General features: G+C 64.2%; 19 protein-coding genes. 9 read left to right on the top strand and 10 right to left on the bottom strand.

Annotated features, from left to right (window positions below; all coding sequences use genetic code 11):
* Positions 1–95 precede the first annotated feature (95 nt).
* Complete coding sequence (locus ACEN42_RS36905) at positions 96–311, bottom strand: hypothetical protein (RefSeq protein ID WP_035499201.1); 216 nt, start codon at positions 309–311, stop codon at positions 96–98.
* Positions 312–375: 64 nt separating this feature from the next.
* Complete coding sequence (locus tag ACEN42_RS36900) at positions 376–657, bottom strand: hypothetical protein (protein ID WP_238289517.1); 282 nt, start codon at positions 655–657, stop codon at positions 376–378.
* 475 nt (positions 658–1,132) lie between these two features.
* Between ACEN42_RS36900 and ACEN42_RS36895 the strand changes: the two genes are divergently transcribed.
* Positions 1,133–1,396, top strand: coding sequence for a hypothetical protein (locus ACEN42_RS36895; RefSeq protein ID WP_187609229.1), 264 nt, complete (start codon positions 1,133–1,135; stop codon positions 1,394–1,396).
* Between the two features lie 37 nt (positions 1,397–1,433).
* Here the strand turns inward: ACEN42_RS36895 and ACEN42_RS36890 are convergent, their stop codons facing one another.
* Entirely contained in the window at positions 1,434–2,099 is a 666-nt protein-coding gene (locus ACEN42_RS36890; RefSeq protein WP_371882529.1) for a TetR/AcrR family transcriptional regulator, read from the bottom strand.
* 179 nt (positions 2,100–2,278) lie between these two features.
* Between ACEN42_RS36890 and ACEN42_RS36885 the strand changes: the two genes are divergently transcribed.
* From ACEN42_RS36885 to ACEN42_RS36870, 4 genes are all read left to right on the top strand, one after another.
* Positions 2,279–3,406, top strand: coding sequence for an HlyD family secretion protein (locus tag ACEN42_RS36885; protein WP_371882528.1), 1,128 nt, complete (start codon positions 2,279–2,281; stop codon positions 3,404–3,406).
* Positions 3,399–4,964, top strand: coding sequence for an MDR family MFS transporter (locus ACEN42_RS36880; protein WP_371882527.1), 1,566 nt, complete (start codon positions 3,399–3,401; stop codon positions 4,962–4,964). Before ACEN42_RS36885 ends, ACEN42_RS36880 begins: the two co-directional genes overlap by 8 nt.
* 4 nt (positions 4,965–4,968) lie before the next feature.
* On the top strand, positions 4,969–6,468 hold the full coding sequence (locus ACEN42_RS36875; protein WP_371882526.1) for an efflux transporter outer membrane subunit: 1,500 nt from the start codon (positions 4,969–4,971) through the stop codon (positions 6,466–6,468).
* Positions 6,469–6,853: 385 nt separating this feature from the next.
* Complete coding sequence (locus ACEN42_RS36870) at positions 6,854–7,813, top strand: alpha/beta hydrolase family protein (RefSeq protein WP_371882525.1); 960 nt, start codon at positions 6,854–6,856, stop codon at positions 7,811–7,813.
* A gap of 12 nt (positions 7,814–7,825) precedes the next feature.
* Here the strand turns inward: ACEN42_RS36870 and ACEN42_RS36865 are convergent, their stop codons facing one another.
* The 6 genes from ACEN42_RS36865 to ACEN42_RS36840 form a co-directional block, all read right to left on the bottom strand.
* Positions 7,826–8,575 carry an IclR family transcriptional regulator gene (locus tag ACEN42_RS36865; RefSeq protein ID WP_035499101.1) on the bottom strand — a complete coding sequence of 250 codons (750 nt, stop codon included), beginning with the start codon at positions 8,573–8,575 and terminating at the stop codon, positions 7,826–7,828.
* An 18-nt stretch (positions 8,576–8,593) separates the two neighbouring features.
* On the bottom strand, positions 8,594–9,346 hold the full coding sequence (locus ACEN42_RS36860; protein WP_035499103.1) for an amino acid ABC transporter ATP-binding protein: 753 nt from the start codon (positions 9,344–9,346) through the stop codon (positions 8,594–8,596).
* Positions 9,343–9,987, bottom strand: coding sequence for an amino acid ABC transporter permease (locus tag ACEN42_RS36855; protein WP_371882524.1), 645 nt, complete (start codon positions 9,985–9,987; stop codon positions 9,343–9,345). The genes ACEN42_RS36860 and ACEN42_RS36855 overlap by 4 nt, the downstream gene beginning before the upstream one ends.
* A gap of 21 nt (positions 9,988–10,008) precedes the next feature.
* Positions 10,009–10,725 carry an amino acid ABC transporter permease gene (locus tag ACEN42_RS36850; RefSeq protein ID WP_035499107.1) on the bottom strand — a complete coding sequence of 239 codons (717 nt, stop codon included), beginning with the start codon at positions 10,723–10,725 and terminating at the stop codon, positions 10,009–10,011.
* A 51-nt stretch (positions 10,726–10,776) separates the two neighbouring features.
* Positions 10,777–11,619 (bottom strand): transporter substrate-binding domain-containing protein, encoded by an 843-nt coding sequence (locus ACEN42_RS36845; RefSeq protein WP_238289527.1) that lies wholly within the window; start codon positions 11,617–11,619, stop codon positions 10,777–10,779.
* Between the two features lie 280 nt (positions 11,620–11,899).
* The gene (locus tag ACEN42_RS36840; RefSeq protein WP_187609277.1) at positions 11,900–12,163 is read right to left on the bottom strand and encodes a DUF4148 domain-containing protein; all 264 of its coding nucleotides are present in this window, start codon (positions 12,161–12,163) and stop codon (positions 11,900–11,902) included.
* A gap of 191 nt (positions 12,164–12,354) precedes the next feature.
* Between ACEN42_RS36840 and ACEN42_RS36835 the strand changes: the two genes are divergently transcribed.
* The 3 genes from ACEN42_RS36835 to ACEN42_RS36825 all read left to right on the top strand — a co-directional run bounded on the left by ACEN42_RS36835 (position 12,355) and on the right by ACEN42_RS36825 (position 14,603).
* Positions 12,355–12,804, top strand: coding sequence for a YaiI/YqxD family protein (locus ACEN42_RS36835; RefSeq protein ID WP_371882523.1), 450 nt, complete (start codon positions 12,355–12,357; stop codon positions 12,802–12,804).
* 76 nt (positions 12,805–12,880) lie between these two features.
* Complete coding sequence (locus tag ACEN42_RS36830; protein WP_371882522.1) at positions 12,881–13,702, top strand: alpha/beta fold hydrolase; 822 nt, start codon at positions 12,881–12,883, stop codon at positions 13,700–13,702.
* A gap of 13 nt (positions 13,703–13,715) precedes the next feature.
* Positions 13,716–14,603: an alpha/beta fold hydrolase gene (locus ACEN42_RS36825; protein ID WP_371882521.1), complete on the top strand. Its 888-nt coding sequence runs from the start codon at positions 13,716–13,718 to the stop codon at positions 14,601–14,603.
* A 7-nt stretch (positions 14,604–14,610) separates the two neighbouring features.
* Here the strand turns inward: ACEN42_RS36825 and ACEN42_RS36820 are convergent, their stop codons facing one another.
* The gene (locus ACEN42_RS36820; protein ID WP_371882520.1) at positions 14,611–16,551 is read right to left on the bottom strand and encodes an AMP-binding protein; all 1,941 of its coding nucleotides are present in this window, start codon (positions 16,549–16,551) and stop codon (positions 14,611–14,613) included.
* Positions 16,552–16,844: 293 nt separating this feature from the next.
* Here ACEN42_RS36820 and ACEN42_RS36815 point away from each other — a divergent pair, with 293 nt between their 5' ends.
* The gene (locus ACEN42_RS36815; RefSeq protein ID WP_371882519.1) at positions 16,845–18,041 is read left to right on the top strand and encodes an acetyl-CoA C-acetyltransferase; all 1,197 of its coding nucleotides are present in this window, start codon (positions 16,845–16,847) and stop codon (positions 18,039–18,041) included.
* Positions 18,042–18,120: the final 79 nt, after the last annotated feature.

Here is an 18,120-nt window from a genome sequence, read left to right as displayed (position 1 = left end):
GCTCCACAATCAGCTTCTTTTGCCAATGTGAGACGTTAGGAGGCGCGGCGGCCTGCGCAGACGAAATCACGGCATGTCAATCTACCGAGGTCGATTCAACCGAACCGGACTTCAAGCCACTGGCGCGCCCAGTTCGCCGCGAACGCGACGGCGTCGTCACGGCGGTCGAAGCCGGCAAGATCGCCACTGACGAAGACATCCATTACGCTGCCGTCCGCACGGTCGGCGCAGATGCGTGCATGCGCCATATATTCGCCATCGGCGCGGCGCGGCGTCGGATCGATGCGAATGTTGCGGGTATCGGCTTGCATCATGCTTCCCCTTGCCGTTTGCGACGGCAGGTCATCGTCGGCGCTGCGAAGCGTGTTCGTAGCGCTAGTCAAGGAACGTCCGCGCCTGCGGGCACTTATCGATCATCTGCTCGGCGTAGGCGATCGATGCGCGACGCGCGTCGCCTGCACTCTGAAACGGCTCGCCCGCGCTGATCTTGAATACACGGCTGCGCGACATACCCATTTCCGCCGATGGTTCCTGAATACGCACGGCAGCATCGAATCCATCGTCCTGGCTGTATGCGTGACTGGCGCCGGCCGGCCGATGCGAAAAGACGAGCGGGCATATTTCCAGGCCACGATATAGGCGGTTTTCGACTGTCATCAAATGATCTCGGACCGCGCACAGGCGGCAGTGTAGTAAGGGGGCGTAGAGCAGTATCGGCAAGGTGACACGATCGACCGCGTTGCACGGTCTCCGATCTGAGGCTGATCCCGTTCGGGGCCGGCGCTAGAGCGCTATCGGATGCTACGAATTGATTGCCACTCGCTGGATTCATCCATCCTACGCGGTTTAAGGATTTTGTATAGCGAAATTTTGATGAATCCAACCGATGCCGCCGACGTCTCTTCAAGACGAAACAAGCAAGCGCGCTGCGAAAGTCCTTTCCACCCGACTCGACCCGCTACTGAGCGGATGACGCTTATTTTCGCCACTCCTTGCACGCGGAATGAACTCGTTATGCGATCGCCTGCCAAATCGATGAAGTCAGGTACATGCGTTGCGTCCGTTTGTCCATTAGCACGCTTGCCGGGCGCATCGCGCACTTCAACGCTTCGCCAATAATATCGAGGCATGCATGAAAGTCGGCATCATCACACACGTGAATTGCCCTTGCGGGCATCGCGGCTCGATTGTGGAACGCATCTACGACGATGGACAGTCACACTGGTATCGCGCGACGCTGGAAGGCCTGTCGGACACTGGTCACTACCAAGGCGCCGACCGCCTCTTCGCCGATAACACGCCTGCATGTGAAGCGTGTGGCCGTTCGCTGTCTCCGGACGATGTCGATTCGAGCGAGTTCATGACACGGCAGATTCGCAAGCACGCGGAAGTCTGATTTACTTCGGATTCCGAATTTTCGTGTTATCCAAGCGTCACTTGAGAACCGCCGCCTCCACCGCCGCCAGATACGCGGCCAGCGCGCGCTTGACTTCGCGCAGATAGCGGCGCGCCAACTGCACGTCGCGCATCGCCGGACGCAACTTGACGGCCAGCGCGCCGCCCGCGAGCGCATGGAGCATCTCCACGTAAAGTTCGCGCTCGGACGCCTTCACGCCGGGCATGCGTGCGTCGATCACCTTTCTCATCATGCCGGACTTGCGCTTCTTTTTCGCTTCGTCGTGCGGCATGACCGACATCAGGATCAGAAAGTCGGTCTTGCGCTCGAAGTATTCGATATGCGGCGTCATGATGCGATCGATCACCGCTTCCGCCGATAGCCCCCGCCACGTTTCGCTATCGATCCGTCCGAGCTCATCTTCGAGTTCGTCGAGCGCCGCCGCGTGACGATCCCACAGCGCGGCGAGCAGGCTGTCGCGATCCGGAAAGAAGTGATACATCGAGCCGATCGGCGTCTGTGCGCGCCGGGCGACGCCGTGCATCGTCACGCCCTCAAGACCTTTCTCCACGATCAGCTCGGCGGTCGCGTCGAGCACGGCCTCGATGCGCGCCCGCCCGCGCGCCTGCAGCGGCGAACGCGCAGTGCTGCCGCGCTCCTGATCTTGCAACTCGCTTTCGTTGTCGGCGCGAGGCTTCTTCATCGTCTCTCCTGGCACGGGCGAAACTAGACGCAATCGTCTAGATTCGTGCATACTAGACGCCATCGTCTAGTTTGGCGAGCGCGCCGCGTGTATCGAACACGCAGCAAATGCGCTCACCGTCTCGTATTCATCGAAGACTACCGCACGCAGGCGGTAGCGCAAGCAATCCCGGAGAAATCATGTCAGTCACAGCGCCCACGCACGGCGACCAATCCGCTGACGCCGCCCAAGGCAAAACGTCACGCAAGCGCGTGCTGATCGCGATCGGCATCGTCGCGGTCGTCGCCGGCGTTGCGTGGGGCCTGCGCTGGTGGACCGTCGGCCGCTTCGTCGAAACCACCGACGACGCTTATCTCAAGGCCGACAGCGTGACCATCGCGCCCAAGGTGAGCGGCTACATCACGGAAGTGCTGGTCGAAGACAATCAGTCCGTCGCGGCGGGCGCACCGCTCGCGCGCCTCGATACGCGGCAGTATCAGGCATCGCTCGATCAGGCGAAAGCGACGCTCGACGCGCGCGCCGCCGATATCCAGCGCGCGGAAGCCGAGCTGAAGCAACAGCACGCGAACGCCGAACAGGCGAAGGCGCAGGCCGACGTGTCGCGCGTGAGTCTCGCCCATGCGGAGGACGACGTGACCCGCTACCGTCCGCTCGTCGCGACCGGCGCGGAAACCGCCGAGCGCCTCGCGAGCCTCGTGTCGACACGCGATAAGGCGCGCGCCACGCTCGCCGCGAATCTCGCCGCCGCGCGCTCCGCCACGATGCAGATCGGCGCGACCGAAGCGCAGATCGCGCAGGCCCGCGCGCAGATGGAAGCGGCGCAAGCGCAGCTCAACCAGTCGAAGCTCGATCTCGACGACACGACGCTCGTGAGTCCGGTCGCGGGCCGCGTGGGCGACCGCACGATGCGCGTCGGCCAGTACGTGCAGCCCGGCACGCGGCTGATGACGGTCGTGCCGGTCCAGTCGCTGTATCTCGAAGCGAACTTCAAGGAAACGCAAGTGGGCCGCATGCGTATCGGCCAGCCGGCGACGCTGCATGTCGATGCGCTCAAGGGCACGGATCTGCACGGCGTCGTCGAGAGCTTCGCGCCCGGCACCGGCGCGCAGTTCGCGCTGCTGCCGCCCGAGAACGCGACCGGCAACTTCACGAAGATCGTGCAGCGCGTGCCGGTGCGCATTCGCGTCGATACCGGTCCGGAAACGCGCAAGGTGCTGCTGCCGGGATTGTCGGTGACGGTCGATGTCGATACGAAAGCCGCCACCGACGACAGCAAGCGCGTCGCCGCAGAGAATCGCCATGACTGAAGCGCACGCACGCGCGAGCGCCGTCGACTGGATCGCGGTCACGGCCGGCGCGCTCGGCGCGCTGATGGCCACGCTCGATATCTCCATCACCAACTCCGCGCGGCCGCAGATCCAGGGCGAGATCGGCGCGACCGGCACCGAAGGCACCTGGATCTCGACCGGCTACCTGATGTCGGAAATCGTGATGATCCCGCTCGCCGCGTGGCTCACCCGCGTGTTCGGCCTGCGCAATTTCCTGCTCGGCAACGCGGTGCTGTTCACGCTGTTCTCGGTGATGTGCGGCCTCTCGAATTCCCTGCCGATGATGGTCGCGGGCCGCATCGGCCAGGGCTTCACCGGCGGCGCGATGATCCCGACCGCGCAGACCATCATCCGCACGCGGCTGCCGCGCGAGCAGATGCCGGTCGGCATGACGATCTTCGGCCTGATCGTGCTGCTCGGGCCGCTGCTCGGCCCCGTGCTCGGCGGCTGGCTCGCGGAGAATATCTCGTGGTCGTGGTGCTTCTTCGTGAACGTGCCGGTGGGCATCGCGCTCGTCGCGCTGCTCATCACCGGGCTGCCAGCCGAGAAGTCGCACTGGGAGGCGTTCCTGAAAGCCGACTGGATCGGCATCGCGGGACTGGCGATCGGTCTGAGCTCACTCACCGTCGTGCTGGAAGAAGGCCAGCGCAATCAATGGTTCGAATCGGGCGAGATCGTGATGCTCACCTGCGTCACCGCGTTCGGCTTCCTGTTGATCGCCCTTTCGCAGTTCGTCGCGAAGAAGCCGATCGTGCGGCTCTCGCTCTTGCGCAATCCGCGCTACGCGAGCGTGATCCTGATCGTGTTCGCCGTGGGCGCGGGGCTTTATTGCGTATCGTTTTTGCTACCGCAGTTCCTGAGCATCGTCGCGGGCTACAACGCGTTGCAGTCCGGCGCGATCATGCTCGTGTCGGGCGTGCCCGCGTTTCTCATCATGCCGGTGCTGCCGCGTCTGCTCGGCAAGGTGGATTTTCGCGTGCTCGTCATCACGGGTCTGCTGTTCTTCGCGGCGAGCTGCCTGCTCGATATCTCGCTCACCGCGCAGAGCGTCGGGCACGATTTCTTCTGGTCGCAAATCCTGCGCGGCTTCGGCCAGATGCTCGCGATGATGCCGCTCAATCAGGCGTCGATGGCCGCGGTATCGCGCGAGGAATCCGGCGATGCCGCCGGCCTCTACAACATGGCGCGCAACCTCGGCGGCTCGGTGGGTCTCGCGATCCTCGGCACCGTGATCGATCGTCGCAACGATTTTCATACGGCGGCGATCCGCGAATCGCTGACGGCGAACTCCGTGATCGGTCAGGAGCGCATTGCGGCGAGCGCGGCGAACTTCGCGGCGCAAGGCGGCGACATCGCCCACGCGAAGATGCAGGCGCTCGGCCAGTTGTCGATGCAGATCGGCCAGCAGGCCATCGTCATGACCTACTCCGAAACCTTTTACGTGCTGGCCATCGCGCTGCTCGCGTGTCTGCCGCTCGCGCTTCTTCTCAAGACGCCGCGCGCGCAGGCCGGCGAGATGCCGTCCGCCGGCCACTGATGTCATGAATCTTTCGACGATGTTTCCTTCCCGCTTCACCTGTCTGCTTCCGTTGGCCGCGCTCGCGCTCGCCGCGTGCACGGTCGGCCCCGACTATCACGGCGCGCCGGATGTCGCGCCCGACGCCGCGAAGAGCGGCGCGTTCGTGCGCGCCCCGGCGCGGGGCGTCGTCGCGACGCACGCGCCCGCTACATGGTGGCAGGCGCTCGACGATCAACAATTGAACACGTTGATCGATGCCGCGTTCGCGCACAATCCCGACCTCAAGATGGCACGGGCGCGTTTGCGCCAGTCGCGCTCGCAACTGAGCGGACAGCGCGCCAACGAGTTGCCCAAGGTGTCGGCTTCGGCGGCGGCGCTGCGCACGCGTTCGCCGGATACGTCGATCTTCGGCTCGTCGTCGGGCGATCAGGGCGCGCCGGCATCGAGCGGACGCGGTCCCGTCGATTTCTATACCGTGGGCTTCGACGCCTCCTGGGAAATCGATCTCTTCGGCGGCACGCGCCGCGCGATCGAAGCGGCATCGGACGAAGCCGACGCCGTAGACGCGGATCTTTCCGACGCGCGCGTGTCGCTCGCGGCGGAAGTGGCCTCGGCGTACATCGACCTGCGCGATCAGCAGGAACGGCTCGCGCTCGCCGAACACACGGCCGAGTATCAGCAGCAGATGCTCACGCTCACCGAGCAGCGCCGCGCGCGCGGCACGGCGGCGGAAGTCGATGTCGAACGCCTCACCACGCAGGTCGATACGACGCGCGCGACGCTCGTGCCGCTGCAGGTGCAGATCACCGATTCGCTCGATCAACTCGCCGTGCTGACCGGCCGCACGCCCGGCGCGCTCGATGCCGAACTCGGCGCGCGTGCACCGCTGCCCGCGCTGCCGTCGTCGGTGCCGATCGGCGATCCGGCGACGATGCTGCAACAGCGCCCCGATATCCGCGCCGCCGAACGGCGTCTCGCGTCGAGCAATGCGCAGATCGGCGAGCACGTCGCGGACTATTTCCCGAAGGTGTCCTTGCTCGGCGATATCGGCTTTTCGGCGTCGAACCCGGGCCATTTGCTGCGCAAGCAGAATTTCTCGTGGGTCGGCGTGCCGTATCTGCAATGGAATCTGTTCGACTTCGGGCGCACGGCGGCGAATGTCGATGCCGCCGAAGCCGCGCGCGACGAAGCCGAAGCGCGCTACGAGAAGACCGTGCTCGGCGCACTGAAGGACGCCAATTCGTCGTTGTCGCGATACGGCAATCAGCGTGAACATGTGGTGCGGCTTCAGCAGGTTCAGGCATCGGCGGAGCGATCGGCCACGCTCGTGCGACAGCGTTACACGGCGGGTGTATCGACGCTCATCGATCTGCTCGATGCGCAGCGCACGCAGTTCGCCGCGCAACAGGACGTGGTGGCCGCGCAGGCTGAATTGCTGAAGGATTTCGTGTCGCTACAGAAGAGTCTGGGCTTGGGATGGGAGTCGTCGAGCGCGGCCGTGTCGGTGGCGCGCGTTCCCTGAAGCGTCGCATCGGAAAAAAAGAGCCCCGTCAGTATCCGCGACGGGGCTCTTTGCTTTCAGCGGCGCAACGCGCTTACTTGCAGTGGCGTTCCCAGTGATGATGCACGCGCACCTTGTGGCAGACCGGTTCATGATGATGCGAAGCAGCGAAAGCCGGAGCGACCGAAAAGAATGCCATGCCAGCGGCCAATACGGCGAGAACAGCCTTTTTCATGAGTTCGTTGTCTTGGAGATGAAAGAGGCACGATCGTAACAGCGTGAGTTTACGAGTACCTGTCCGTGGTCCGGCATGACGTAAAAGCGGTTCGGCGATGCGGCATCGTCGGCTTGCGAATGCTCTAACATCAGCCATTCCTTCGGCGAACGGACGAGGAGACCGACCGTCATGAGATTCGCTGCCGTCACCGCGTTTGCGCTCGTTCTCGCGCTTCTTGCCACGCCGTCTTTCGCAGCCGATGTCGGCTTCGAGGAAGTCAGGATCGCGAACGGCACGGAACCGCCGCTGATCGTCGGCATCTGGTATCCCACCGATACACCGGCCTCGGGCGACCCTGCGAAGACGATCGCGGGCAACGGGTTATCGCTGATCGTGATGTCGCACGGTGGCGGCGGCTCGTATGACAGCCATTACGATACGGCCCTCGCGCTGGCTCATGCGGGTTTCGTCGCAGCGGCGGTGAGCCACGCGGGTGACACGTTCGACGACCAGACGCACGTTCTGGAGATATGGCGTCGCCCGGTCCAGCTTCACCGCCTGATCGATTACATGCTCGCACAGTGGCGCGGCCGCGAGCATCTCGATCCGGCGCGCGTCGGTGCATTTGGTTTCTCGAACGGCGGCTTCACCGTGCTCGTGGCTGCTGGCGGCGTGCCGAATCTCTCCGCGATCGCGCCGTATTGCCGCGCGCATCCGGATCACGACTTATGCCAGACGCTTCAGCATGCCGGCGTCGATCCTGATGTCGGCGCGAACGTGCCGGCCGACGCCTGGGTGCCGGACGCCCGCATCAAGGCGGCGGTCATCGCGGCTCCGGCTTTCGGCTTCACCTTCGGACCCGCGGGCCTGAAAGACGTGCGCATCCCGATCCAGCTTTGGCGGGCCGCCGACGATCATCATCAGCCGAACCCTTTCTATGACGAAGCGGTGCGCGCGAACCTGCCGCAAGCGCCGGAGTATCACGTCATCGCTAATGCTGGACACTACGACTTCCTGCCGCCCTGCAGCGCGCGTCTGATGCGCAAGGCGCCCGCTATCTGCACGAGCGCGCCAGGCTTTGACCGGTCGGCGTTCCATGAACGCTTCAACGCCGACATAGTGCGCTTCTTCGACGCAAAACTGCGATAAGAACCAGATGCACTATCGCTGCGACAGCGCGTTCGCGGATTGCAGCAGATCGTCGAGCATCGCCTGCCGCCGTTGCGGATCGGTATCGCGACCGGTCATGAAGCACAGCGCCGCGATCGGCATGCCGGCGCGATCGCGCACGGGCGCCGCCATGCACAGGCGAAACGCGTTCGACAATCCTTCCGTGCAGCAATAGCCCAGATCCTTCGCGCGCTGGACATCGCGCATGAATTCATCGAAGTCGATATGCACGCCGTTATCGAGCGTGAAGTCCTCGCGCGGAATCAATGCGCCGATTTCCCCGGCGTTCATGTGACCGAGCAGCAGGCGTCCGGTCGCGGTCCACGGAATCGGCACTCGCACGCCGATGTCCGAGCTGATGTTGAACGGGCGCGCGCTGTTCTCGGACAGCACCACGGTGTACTTGTTGCCCTCCAGCATGCACAACTGGGTGGTCTCGTCGTACTTGCGCACCAGCGCGAGAATCGACTGATGCGCGCGGCTGATCAGGTCGTTGTGCGTGGCGTAATCGGAGCCGTAATAGTGCATCTCGCGTCCGAAGAACACGCTTCCATCGGCGGAGGTTTCGAGCCAGCCGACATCCGCGAGTATCGCGACCAGCTCGTAGATGCTCGAACGCGGCGCGCCGGTCGCTTCGATCAACTCGCGCATCGTCATCGGGCGCTGCGCGAGATGCAATTGCCGAAACATCGCAATGACCCGGTCCACGCCTCTCGCTCGCGACGATTCTGTAACTGCCATGCATTCACTCCGTATGCGTCAATGGTCGAGCACGCGATGCAGGAACTGCCGGGTGCGCTCGTTCGATGGATTCACGAAGATCTGTTCCGGCTCTCCCTGCTCCGCGATCACGCCCTTATCCATGAAGACGACGCGATCCGCCGTCTTGCGCGCGAACCCCATTTCGTGCGTGACGACGACCATCGTCATGCCGTCGCGAGCGAGTCCGCGCATCACTTCGGTGACTTCGCCGACGAGTTCGGGATCGAGCGCCGATGTCGCTTCATCGAAGAACATGATGCCCGGCTCGACAGCGAGCGCCCGCGCAATCGCGACGCGCTGCTGCTGTCCGCCGGACAACTGGCTCGGGTAATGATCGGCGCGATCCGCGAGGCCGACGCGATCGAGCACGTCCATTGCGCGCTTGCGGGCATCGGCCGGATTCATCTTGCGCGCCTTGATCAGCGCGAGCGTAACGTTGCCGAGCGCGGTCTTGTGCGGAAACAGATTGAACTGCTGGAACACCATGCCGACGTGACCGCGAATATCGCGTGCGCGCTTCGGGTCGTGCATCGGCACGTCGTTGACCCACACTTCGCCGGAATCCGTCGTTTCCAGTCCCGCCATGATGCGCAGCACCGTGCTCTTGCCCGAACCCGACGCGCCGATGAGCACGAGCACTTCGCCCGCGCGCACTTCGAGATTGATCTCGTTGAGCACGCGCGTCGCGCCGAATGCTTTACTGACGCCCGAGAGCGAAATGACGGGCTTGGTCTGGCTTTGATTGCTCACGACAGTCTCCTGCGGTCATGGTGGCGCACCCACTGCGAAAGCGGGAAGCACACGACGAAATAGATGAGTGCGACGAGTCCGTATATCTCGACCGGCTTGCCGATGCGATCCACGATCGCCTGGCCGCCGTGCATCAGTTCGGACATGCCGATCATGCTGACGATCGATGTGTCCTTGATGAGCGAAAGATACTGGCCGATAAGCGGCGGCAGCACGATCCTGCCGGTCTGCGGCAACACGACGAACGCGAACGCCTGCATGCGCGACAGACCGAGAATCTGCGAGACTTCCCATTGGCCTTTCGCCACCGACTCGATCCCGGAACGGAACACTTCGGCGATATACGCGCCCTGATACACGGAGAGGCCGATCACCCCGGCGGCGAACACATCGATCGCATAGCCGAAGTAAGAGACGCCGAAGTAGATGAACATCAGCGTGATCAGAACGGGCGTACCGCGAAAAAGCTCGGTATAAAGGCGCGCGATGCGATCCGTGCCCCACGGTCCGAACGTTCGCAACACGGCGGCAATCAGGCCGATCAGCGTGCCGCCGACGATCGACGCGATAGACAGCAGCAGCGTCGTCACGAGACCTTGCAGCAGGATCGACAGACTGGTTCCCAGCAATTCAAATGACATGATCCAACTCCGATTCGGTCATCAGGCGCGGTTGGCGCGGCGCAGCGCGAGACCGCCGAAGCGCGCGCGCGGCCGGACGATCAGCGGCGGATGGAACATCCGTGCGCCGAGCTGCCCCGCGATCCACGACAGCACGTTGCTCAGCACCAGATACGCGACGAGCACGACCGCGAACGTCTGGATATAGAGCAGCGTGCGCGAGTTGATCACGGTCGCGGTGCCGGTCAGTTCGGGCAATGCGATCGCGGACAACAGCGACGTGCCGAGCAACAGTTGGATCAGGTAATTGACGATCGCCGGATAAACCGCACGCGCGGCCTGCGGCAATACGATCTCCGTGAAAATCTGGCCGCGTTCGAGGCCGAGAATGCCCGCGGCTTCGAGCTGCCCGCGCGGCACCGACTGAATGCCCGCGCGAAACACTTCCGAGAGATAAGCGCCGACGTTGAGCCCCAGTGCGATCACGCCGGCCCAGTACGCATCGAGCGAAATTCCCGCCGACGGCAAGCCGAAGAACACGATGAATATCTGCAAGAGAACCGGCGTATTGCGGATGATCTCGACGTAAGCCCGGGCGATGAACCGGATCACGCCGAGCGGCGACATGCTGGCCAGCGCCGTCAGCAGACCGAGCAGCACCGCCAGCACGAACGCGAGAAGCGTCACTTGCAGCGTCAGCCAGCCCGCTTTCAGGAACTCGGGGACATAGCCCCACAAGGTTAGCCACTCGTAACTCATTTCAGCCTCCGCATCGTGCCGGTTTCATGCGATATCGACATCACGCCTTCCTCAGAACTGCGGGTTGAGCGGATAACGCGGATCGACGCCGAACCACTTCTTGTAGAGCTGCGCGTTGAGCTTCGACGCGTTGATGTTGAAGAGGAACAGATTCAGGTAATTGAGCCACGCCTGATCGCCGGCCTTCACGCCGAAGCCGTTGTATTCGAGCGGCACGAGGGCTTCGTTCGTCACGGTCAGTTCGGGGTCGAGCGTCGCCTGATACGCGAGGAAGTTGTTGTCTTCGATCATCGCGTCGGCCTGACCTTGCTTCACGGCGAGAATCGCGGCCTGCGAGCTGTCGTATTCCTGGATCTTGATCGGAATGTTCAGCGATCGCACTTCGTCGCCGTTGGTCGAGCCTTTCACGGTCGCGATCGTGCGGTTGCCCATGTCCTTCACGGACTGAATGCCGCTGCTCTTCTTCACGAGCAGCGCTTCACTCGCGACGACGTAAGGCGTCGTGAACTCGATGACCTTCGCGCGTTCCAGATTGCGCGTGAAGTTGCAGAACACGACATCGACCTTGCTCGTCTGCAGGTTCGGAATCCGGTTCGCGCTCGTCGTGTTCACGACTTCGAGCTTGACGCCCATCTGTTTGGCGAGCTCCTTGGCGAGATCGACGTCGTAGCCATCGGGCTGACCGGCCTTGTCGTAGAAGCCGAACGGCGCGAAGGTCAGGCAGTCGCCGACACGCAAGGTCCCGCGCTGAAGCACCGCCTGAAGCGTCGAAGCAGAACCTGCCGCCGCGCCGCCTTCGGCCGGCGTGGAAACCTTGGTGCACGCGGACAGCGCCAGCGCCCCGGCGATGACGAACAGCGAGACAGTTCTGGCGCCTATGTTCGAGAGTTTCATTTGCAGGTCCTGTTCTTGAGGAAGGAAATGACGGAACCGGTTCCAGACTCGTTCCGCATCGAAAATCGGGTTGTCGCTCGTTGTCCGGTATATCGGACAGGCATCTGGCTAATCGGAACGCAATGCAGTGTTGGATAAGAGAATTCCGCGCGCAAGCCGCCCGAACCCTAATTGCACGGATTTTTTTGTTCAGATACGGGCGAGTCAGCACGCACGTGCGCAACCATCACGGCGTTCCGTGATGGCGTCCATGCCCTGTGCGATGACTTCGGCTGCGAAACTACTGGCTCGCGCCCGCCCCGATCCCCGCCTTCTTCTGAGCGTTCTGCAAATCCTGGGGATAGTTGGGATCGTTCGCGCGGCCCGGGTTGTAGCCCGCGTCTTCGAGCTTCTTCAGCTCGGCGTTCTTCTTGGCGCGCGCCTGTTTGCGGGCGGCCTTCTTTTCCGCTTTCGTCGTGGGTGCCGCTTGCGTCGCGTCAGTGGCGGTCGAACCGGTATCCTGAGCATAGGTAAGCGGAGTCGCGGATGCGCCCACAACGCCCATGATGAGTGACACAGCAATGCTTGCCAGCTTCGTTCTCACGGTGATTCTCCGTTCTGGAGGAGATGCGTTTCACGAAAGTATAGGGCGTTCGGGTCCACGCTGCGTCGGCGGAAGTCATCATGCGATACTCGTCGCGCCACCCTGCCCGCTTCCATTCGCGACGGCGGCTTAACATTCCGGGATACCCACCGATGCAAATCATCGTCGATGCCGACGCCTGCCCCGCCGTCGTGAAAGATATCCTGTTTCGCGCAGGCCCGCGCATGAACGTGAACGTCACGCTGGTCGCCAATCAGTTCCTTCGCACGCCGCCCTCGCCCTGGATACGCGCGATTCAGGTGCCGACCGGTTTCGACGTGGCCGATGCGCGCATCGTCGAGATGGCGCAAACGGGCGATCTCATCATCACGGCGGACATTCCGCTTGCCGCCGCGGTGATCGCGAAGGGCGCGTTCGCGCTCGATCCTCGCGGCGAATGGATGAGCACGGAGAACATCGAGGAACGGCTGTCGATCCGCGCGATGATGGATCAGTTGCGCAGCTCCGGCGTCCAGACGGGCGGGCCCGCGCCGTATGCGCCGCGCGACGGGAAGAATTTCGCCGCGCAACTCGATCGCTTCCTCGCGAAGAACGCGCGATAGCCACGCCTCGCCCTTCCGAAATACGGAACAACGCATCGATCGACGTTGACGCTTCACCCGCGCGCGATGACATTGAGTGCTGACCTATACAAAGGAGAAGGCGCAAACCGCGCGCAGCGAAGTCATGAACGTTTCAAGTCATATGCCCGAATCGACGCGCTGGTGGAAAAGCCACGACGGCGTTCGTCTCGCCGGCGATGCCTGGGGCGACCCCGGCGGTGTCCCGGTCATCCTGCTGCACGGCGCGGGGCAGACGCGGCACGCCTGGCATCGCACGGGACGGCTGCTCGCGGACGCGGGCTATCACGCCATCGCGTTCGATGCGCGCGGTCACGGCGATTCGGACTGGCCCGCGGACGGCAACTACAGCCAGAGCGCGATGGTGCGCGATCTCGAATGCATCGTGACATCGCTGGGTGCGCGTCGGCCCGTGTTGATCGGCGCGGCCACCGGCGGCGCGACGAGCCTGCTCGCCGTGGGCGAGAATTACGTCGATGCCCGCGCGCTGATTCTCGTCAACATCGCGCCGCAGACGGAAGCCGGCGGCGTCGCGCGTGTGCAGTCCTTCATGCGGCAACGATCGCCGGAAGACTGCGACCCGTATTTCGTCGCGTGGCCGCGAGACATGGCGCGGCGGCATCGGCGGCTCAGCGCGTGCGCGCGCAAGCTCGCGGTGCCCACGCTGCTGATGCGCGGCGAGCGTTCGGATGTCATCAGCGAGGAAGGCGCGAGCGAGTTTCTCAAGCTGTGTCCGCACGCTGAATACCTCACCGTGCGCGATGCGGGTCATCGCGTAGGAAAAGGCAATGACATATTCGGCGATGCGGCGCTGCGCTTCATCGAGCGCCGCGCGTGCGCCGAGCGGCCACGCGCGCGGCGTCTCTACGAATGCGCATGAAAAAGGAACGACGATGAGCGCAGGAACCCGACTCGCGGGCGCACCGCAACCGACGCACATGTGGACCGGGCCATCGGGCATCGCGCTCGCCGCCGATACGTGGGGCGACCCGGACGGCCCGCTCGTCATCCTGCTGCATGGCGGCGGCCAGACACGTCACGCGTGGGGCGAGACGGGCGCGCGGCTCGGCGAGGCCGGCTATTTCGCCGTCGCCTACGACGCACGCGGACACGGCGATTCGGGCTGGAGCCCGGACGGCGACTACAGCCTCGACGCGCTCGCGCAGGATCTGCAATGCGTGATCGGTTCGGTGAACGGCGCGCGCCCCGTGCTCGTCGGCGCATCGCTGGGCGGCGCGACGAGCCTCGTCGCAATGGGCGAGGGCCTCGTCGATGCGAGCGCGCTGATCCTCGTCGATATCGTGCCGTACACCGAGCCCGCGGGCGTCGACCGGATTCGCGCATTCATGCGGCAGCGTCCGGAAGGCTTCGATTCGCTCGAAGCGGTGGCCGACGCCATCAGCGAATATCGACCGTCGCAATCGCGCCGCCGCAGTCCGGAGGGTCTCGCGAAGAACGTGCGGCTCGGCGACGACGGGCGTTATCGCTGGCACTGGGACCCGCGCTTCATCGAACGCCCGCTCGATATTCGCGGACGCCACGAACGACTGTCGGCGTGTGCGCGCGCATTATCGGCGCCGACCCTGCTCGTTCGCGGCGCAAGTTCCGATGTCGTCAGCGAGGAAGGCGTGCGCGAGTTTCTCGCGCTGTGCCCGCACGCGGATCATGTGAACGTCGCGGAAGCGGGGCATATGGTGGCGGGCGATCGCAACGACCGGTTCGGGCGCGTCGCGATCGATTTTCTCCTGCGCAACGTGCCGGTCCGGGACCGGCACGGCTGAAGCAAATTCAGGACTGCGCGGCGCGGCGAATCATGTCGATGGCGGCCGGATTGTCGAGCGATGAAAGATCGCCCGGCGAACGCCCGCAATACACGCTGCGAATCACGCGCCGCATGATCTTCGAACTGCGTGTCTTCGGCAACTGCTCGACGACATGCAGCGTCGACGGACGGAACGGCCTTCCGAGCCGCGTATCCACGTGGCGCCCGACGGTCTGCTCCAGCTCCGTCTGCGACACGGGCGCGCCCGCCATCGGAATGACGAACACCACGAGCTTTTGCCCTTTGACGGGATCGTCCACGCCGATCGCGGCGGCCTCCGCGATCTCCGGCAATTCGAGCAGCACTTCCTCGATCTCCGCCGGCCCGACGCGCTTGCCCGCGAGCTTGATGGTGTCATCGGAACGGCCGAGCATGAACCAGTGACCGTCCTCGCGATGCATCGCGAGATCGCCGTGCACCCAGATGCCGGGCACCGTGCGCCAGTAGGAATCGAGGTAACGCTCGTCGTCCTGCCAGAACGATTGCGTCATGCCGACGAACGGCGCGCGCACCGCGAGTTCGCCGATCGCGCCGACGAGCGTGTGTCCCTCCGCATCGACGACATCCACGTCCACGCCCGGCGAACTCGTGTTGAATCCGCTCGGCACGATGGGCTTCACGACCACGCTGGACAGCAACGCGCCCGACACTTCCGTGCCGCCCGTGTAATTGATGACGGGGCGCTCGCCTCTGCCGAATGCGCGCTGAAACCAGACGAAGTGTTCCGGATCGATGCCCTCGCCCGCCGTGATGAGCAAGCGCACGGACGACACGTCGCCCTGCATCGCCACGTCGGCGTTGGCCGCGAGACCGCGAATGAGCGTCGGCGCCGAGCCGAAATGCGTGATGCGATGCCGCTCGATCAGACGCGACATGCGCGACCAGTCCGGATAATCGGGCGCGCCGTCGTAGCAGACGAGCGTCGCGCCGCGCAACAACGCGCTCGACATCACGAGGCTGCCCGCGATCCAGCCCATGTCGGCGGGCCAGCAGAACACATCGCCCGGCTTGACGTTGAAGTGCACCGCCGAATCGTGCGCGATCTTCATCGGAAAGCCGCCGTGCGTGTGCACCGCGCCCTTGGGCTTGCCCGTCGTGCCCGACGTGTAGATCACCATGAACGGATCGCCGGATGCCATCACTTCAGGCGCAGCATCCCGCGCCGCCGACGCGACCGCCGACCAGTCGACGACATTGCCGCGAAAGCCACGCGCTTCGTTGCCGTCCTTCCAGATCAGCGTGTCGATATCGGGCAGGCGCGTGAGCGCTTCATCGACGAGCGCGCGCGCATCGACCCATTTGCCGCGCCGCGAAAAGCCCGTGGTCGCAATGAGCGCGCGCGCCGTGCACGATGACAGGCGCGAGACGATCGCATCGACGCCGAAGCCGCTGAAAAGCGGCACCGCGATAGCGCCGATCCACGACAGGCCGAGCATCGTCACGGTGGCTTCGATGCCGTTTTCCATCAGCAGGCCGACGCGATCGCCGCGTCTCACGCCCTGCGCCCTGAGGCCCGCCGCGAACGATGCGACACGCGCCTTCAGCTCGCTGAACGTGACGTTGTGCACCGAGCCGTCTTCGCGTTCCGCGACGACCGCGAGCCGTTCGGCGGTGAACGGATCGTCCGCCCACTTGAGCACGGAGTTCACCCAGTTGAGCCTGCCGCCGTCGAACCATTTCGGGAATTCCTTTCTCGCTGAGAGATCCGCATACGCGCGATACGGCTCGTCCCACACGATGCCGCAGTAATCGAGCACGGTCTTCCAGTAACGGTCCGGCTCCGCGCTCGCGCAGGCCAGCAGCGCGTCGTAGTCCTGCACGCCGAGCCGTTCGATCAGCGCATTCACGTTCGACGTCGCGATGTCTTCGGCGCTCGGCCGCCACGCACTTTTCTGATGATCGTTCATTGCAATTCCATACCGATGAGATGAAGCCGGAAACCGGAACCTGGAACGAGGCCCGATCATTGTCGCTCCAATCCTGAGCGGCAGGGCAGTGCCCGTCAACGCGGCACGCGAGCATGTTCCGTGCAACGAAACGGCATCGCGAACGCGCGCGACGCTCGCATAGGGCGCAACCCGCATATCGCATTCGACGTGCTATCGAAGTACGGAAATGTCTCTCGTCCTGCGTTGACGAAGGTATCGTGCGGCTCGCATCGTGCACGTACTTATCCGATATTCACATCGAAGGACGATTCATGAGACGAGCAGCCATTGTTGCACCCGTGCGAACGCCCGTCGGCGCGTTCGGCGGCAGCCTGCGCGGCGTACCGGTCGAAGACCTCACCCGGCCCGTGATCCAGGCTGTGCTCGAACGCACGCGCATCGATCCCACGCGCATCGACGATGTCGTGTTCGCACAGTCGTATGCGAACGGCGAGACGCCGTGCATCGGCAGATGGGCGGCGCTCAATGCGGGGCTGCCGGTCAGCGTGCCGGGCATGCAGCTCGACCGACGCTGCGGCGGCGGATTGCAGGCCATCGTCACCGCCGCGATGATGGTGCAAAGCGGCGCCGCCGATGTCGTGCTGGCGGGCGGCGTGGAAAGCATGAGCAACATCGAGTACTACACGACCGACATGCGCTGGGGCAAGCGCTCGGGCTCGGTGCGCTTTCACGATCGGCTGGAGCGCGGCCGCGAGCGCTCGCAGCCGGAAGATCGCTTCGGCTATATCTCGGGCATGGTGGAAACCGCCGAGAATCTCGCGCGCGAATACGGCATCACGCGGGCCGAAGCCGATGCATTCGCGGCGTCGAGTCATCAGCGCGCGGCCGCGGCGTGGGAAGCAGGCAAATTCGACGATGAAGTCGTGCCCATCGCCGTGCCGCAGCGAAAGGGCGATCCGCTCATGTTCACGCGCGACGAAGGCATTCGCGCCGACACGACCGCCGATTCCCTCGCCCGCCTCAAGCCGATCATGAAGGACGGCGTGACGACGGCGGGCAACGCGAGCCAGCAGAACGACGCGGCGGCCGCGTGCCTGATCGTCGCGGAAGACAAGCTGGATGCGCTCGAACTTGCGCCGCACGGCTATCTCGTCGGCTGGGCCGCGGCGGGATGCGAGCCGGCGAGGATGGGCATCGGTCCGGTTCCCGCTGTCGAAAGACTCTTCGCGCGCACGGGCTTTTCGTTCGATCGCATCGATCTCGTGGAACTGAACGAGGCATTCGCCGCGCAAGCGCTCGCCGTGCTGAAAGGCTGGCAGTGGGACGACCGCGAAAGGCTGAACGTGAACGGCTCGGGCATCTCGCTCGGGCATCCTATCGGCGCGACCGGCGTGCGCATGATGACCACGCTGCTCAACGAACTGCGGCGGCGCGGCGCGCGCTATGGCCTCGAAACCATGTGCATCGGTGGCGGTCAGGGACTCGCGGCCATCTTCGAAGCGGCATAAGCAACTGAACCTGAATCTGCACCGTTAGCGCGTTCGACAGCCTGACGGTGTCCGCGCATGTCCATTAATTCGTCATCCG

Source organism: Caballeronia sp. S22 (assembly GCF_964261745.1).
Lineage (GTDB): Bacteria > Pseudomonadota > Gammaproteobacteria > Burkholderiales > Burkholderiaceae > Caballeronia > Caballeronia jiangsuensis.
The sequence above is the reverse complement of the archived record's forward strand: the minus strand, read 5'-3'. Positions and strand labels throughout refer to the sequence as shown.

Excerpts from the sequence above, each read along its gene's own strand:
- ACEN42_RS36905 (WP_035499201.1), bottom strand. The coding sequence starts at position 311 with ATGCAAGCCGATACCCGCAACATTCGCATCGATCCGACGCCGCGCCGC.
- ACEN42_RS36900 (WP_238289517.1), bottom strand. The coding sequence starts at position 657 with ATGACAGTCGAAAACCGCCTATATCGTGGCCTGGAAATATGCCCGCTC.
- ACEN42_RS36895 (WP_187609229.1), top strand. The coding sequence starts at position 1,133 with ATGAAAGTCGGCATCATCACACACGTGAATTGCCCTTGCGGGCATCGC.
- ACEN42_RS36890 (WP_371882529.1), bottom strand. The coding sequence starts at position 2,099 with ATGAAGAAGCCTCGCGCCGACAACGAAAGCGAGTTGCAAGATCAGGAG.
- ACEN42_RS36885 (WP_371882528.1), top strand. The coding sequence starts at position 2,279 with ATGTCAGTCACAGCGCCCACGCACGGCGACCAATCCGCTGACGCCGCC.
- ACEN42_RS36880 (WP_371882527.1), top strand. The coding sequence starts at position 3,399 with ATGACTGAAGCGCACGCACGCGCGAGCGCCGTCGACTGGATCGCGGTC.
- ACEN42_RS36875 (WP_371882526.1), top strand. The coding sequence starts at position 4,969 with ATGAATCTTTCGACGATGTTTCCTTCCCGCTTCACCTGTCTGCTTCCG.
- ACEN42_RS36870 (WP_371882525.1), top strand. The coding sequence starts at position 6,854 with ATGAGATTCGCTGCCGTCACCGCGTTTGCGCTCGTTCTCGCGCTTCTT.
- ACEN42_RS36865 (WP_035499101.1), bottom strand. The coding sequence starts at position 8,575 with ATGGCAGTTACAGAATCGTCGCGAGCGAGAGGCGTGGACCGGGTCATT.
- ACEN42_RS36855 (WP_371882524.1), bottom strand. The coding sequence starts at position 9,987 with ATGTCATTTGAATTGCTGGGAACCAGTCTGTCGATCCTGCTGCAAGGT.
- ACEN42_RS36850 (WP_035499107.1), bottom strand. The coding sequence starts at position 10,725 with ATGAGTTACGAGTGGCTAACCTTGTGGGGCTATGTCCCCGAGTTCCTG.
- ACEN42_RS36845 (WP_238289527.1), bottom strand. The coding sequence starts at position 11,619 with ATGAAACTCTCGAACATAGGCGCCAGAACTGTCTCGCTGTTCGTCATC.
- ACEN42_RS36840 (WP_187609277.1), bottom strand. The coding sequence starts at position 12,163 with ATGGGCGTTGTGGGCGCATCCGCGACTCCGCTTACCTATGCTCAGGAT.
- ACEN42_RS36835 (WP_371882523.1), top strand. The coding sequence starts at position 12,355 with ATGCAAATCATCGTCGATGCCGACGCCTGCCCCGCCGTCGTGAAAGAT.
- ACEN42_RS36825 (WP_371882521.1), top strand. The coding sequence starts at position 13,716 with ATGAGCGCAGGAACCCGACTCGCGGGCGCACCGCAACCGACGCACATG.
- ACEN42_RS36820 (WP_371882520.1), bottom strand. The coding sequence starts at position 16,551 with ATGAACGATCATCAGAAAAGTGCGTGGCGGCCGAGCGCCGAAGACATC.
- ACEN42_RS36815 (WP_371882519.1), top strand. The coding sequence starts at position 16,845 with ATGAGACGAGCAGCCATTGTTGCACCCGTGCGAACGCCCGTCGGCGCG.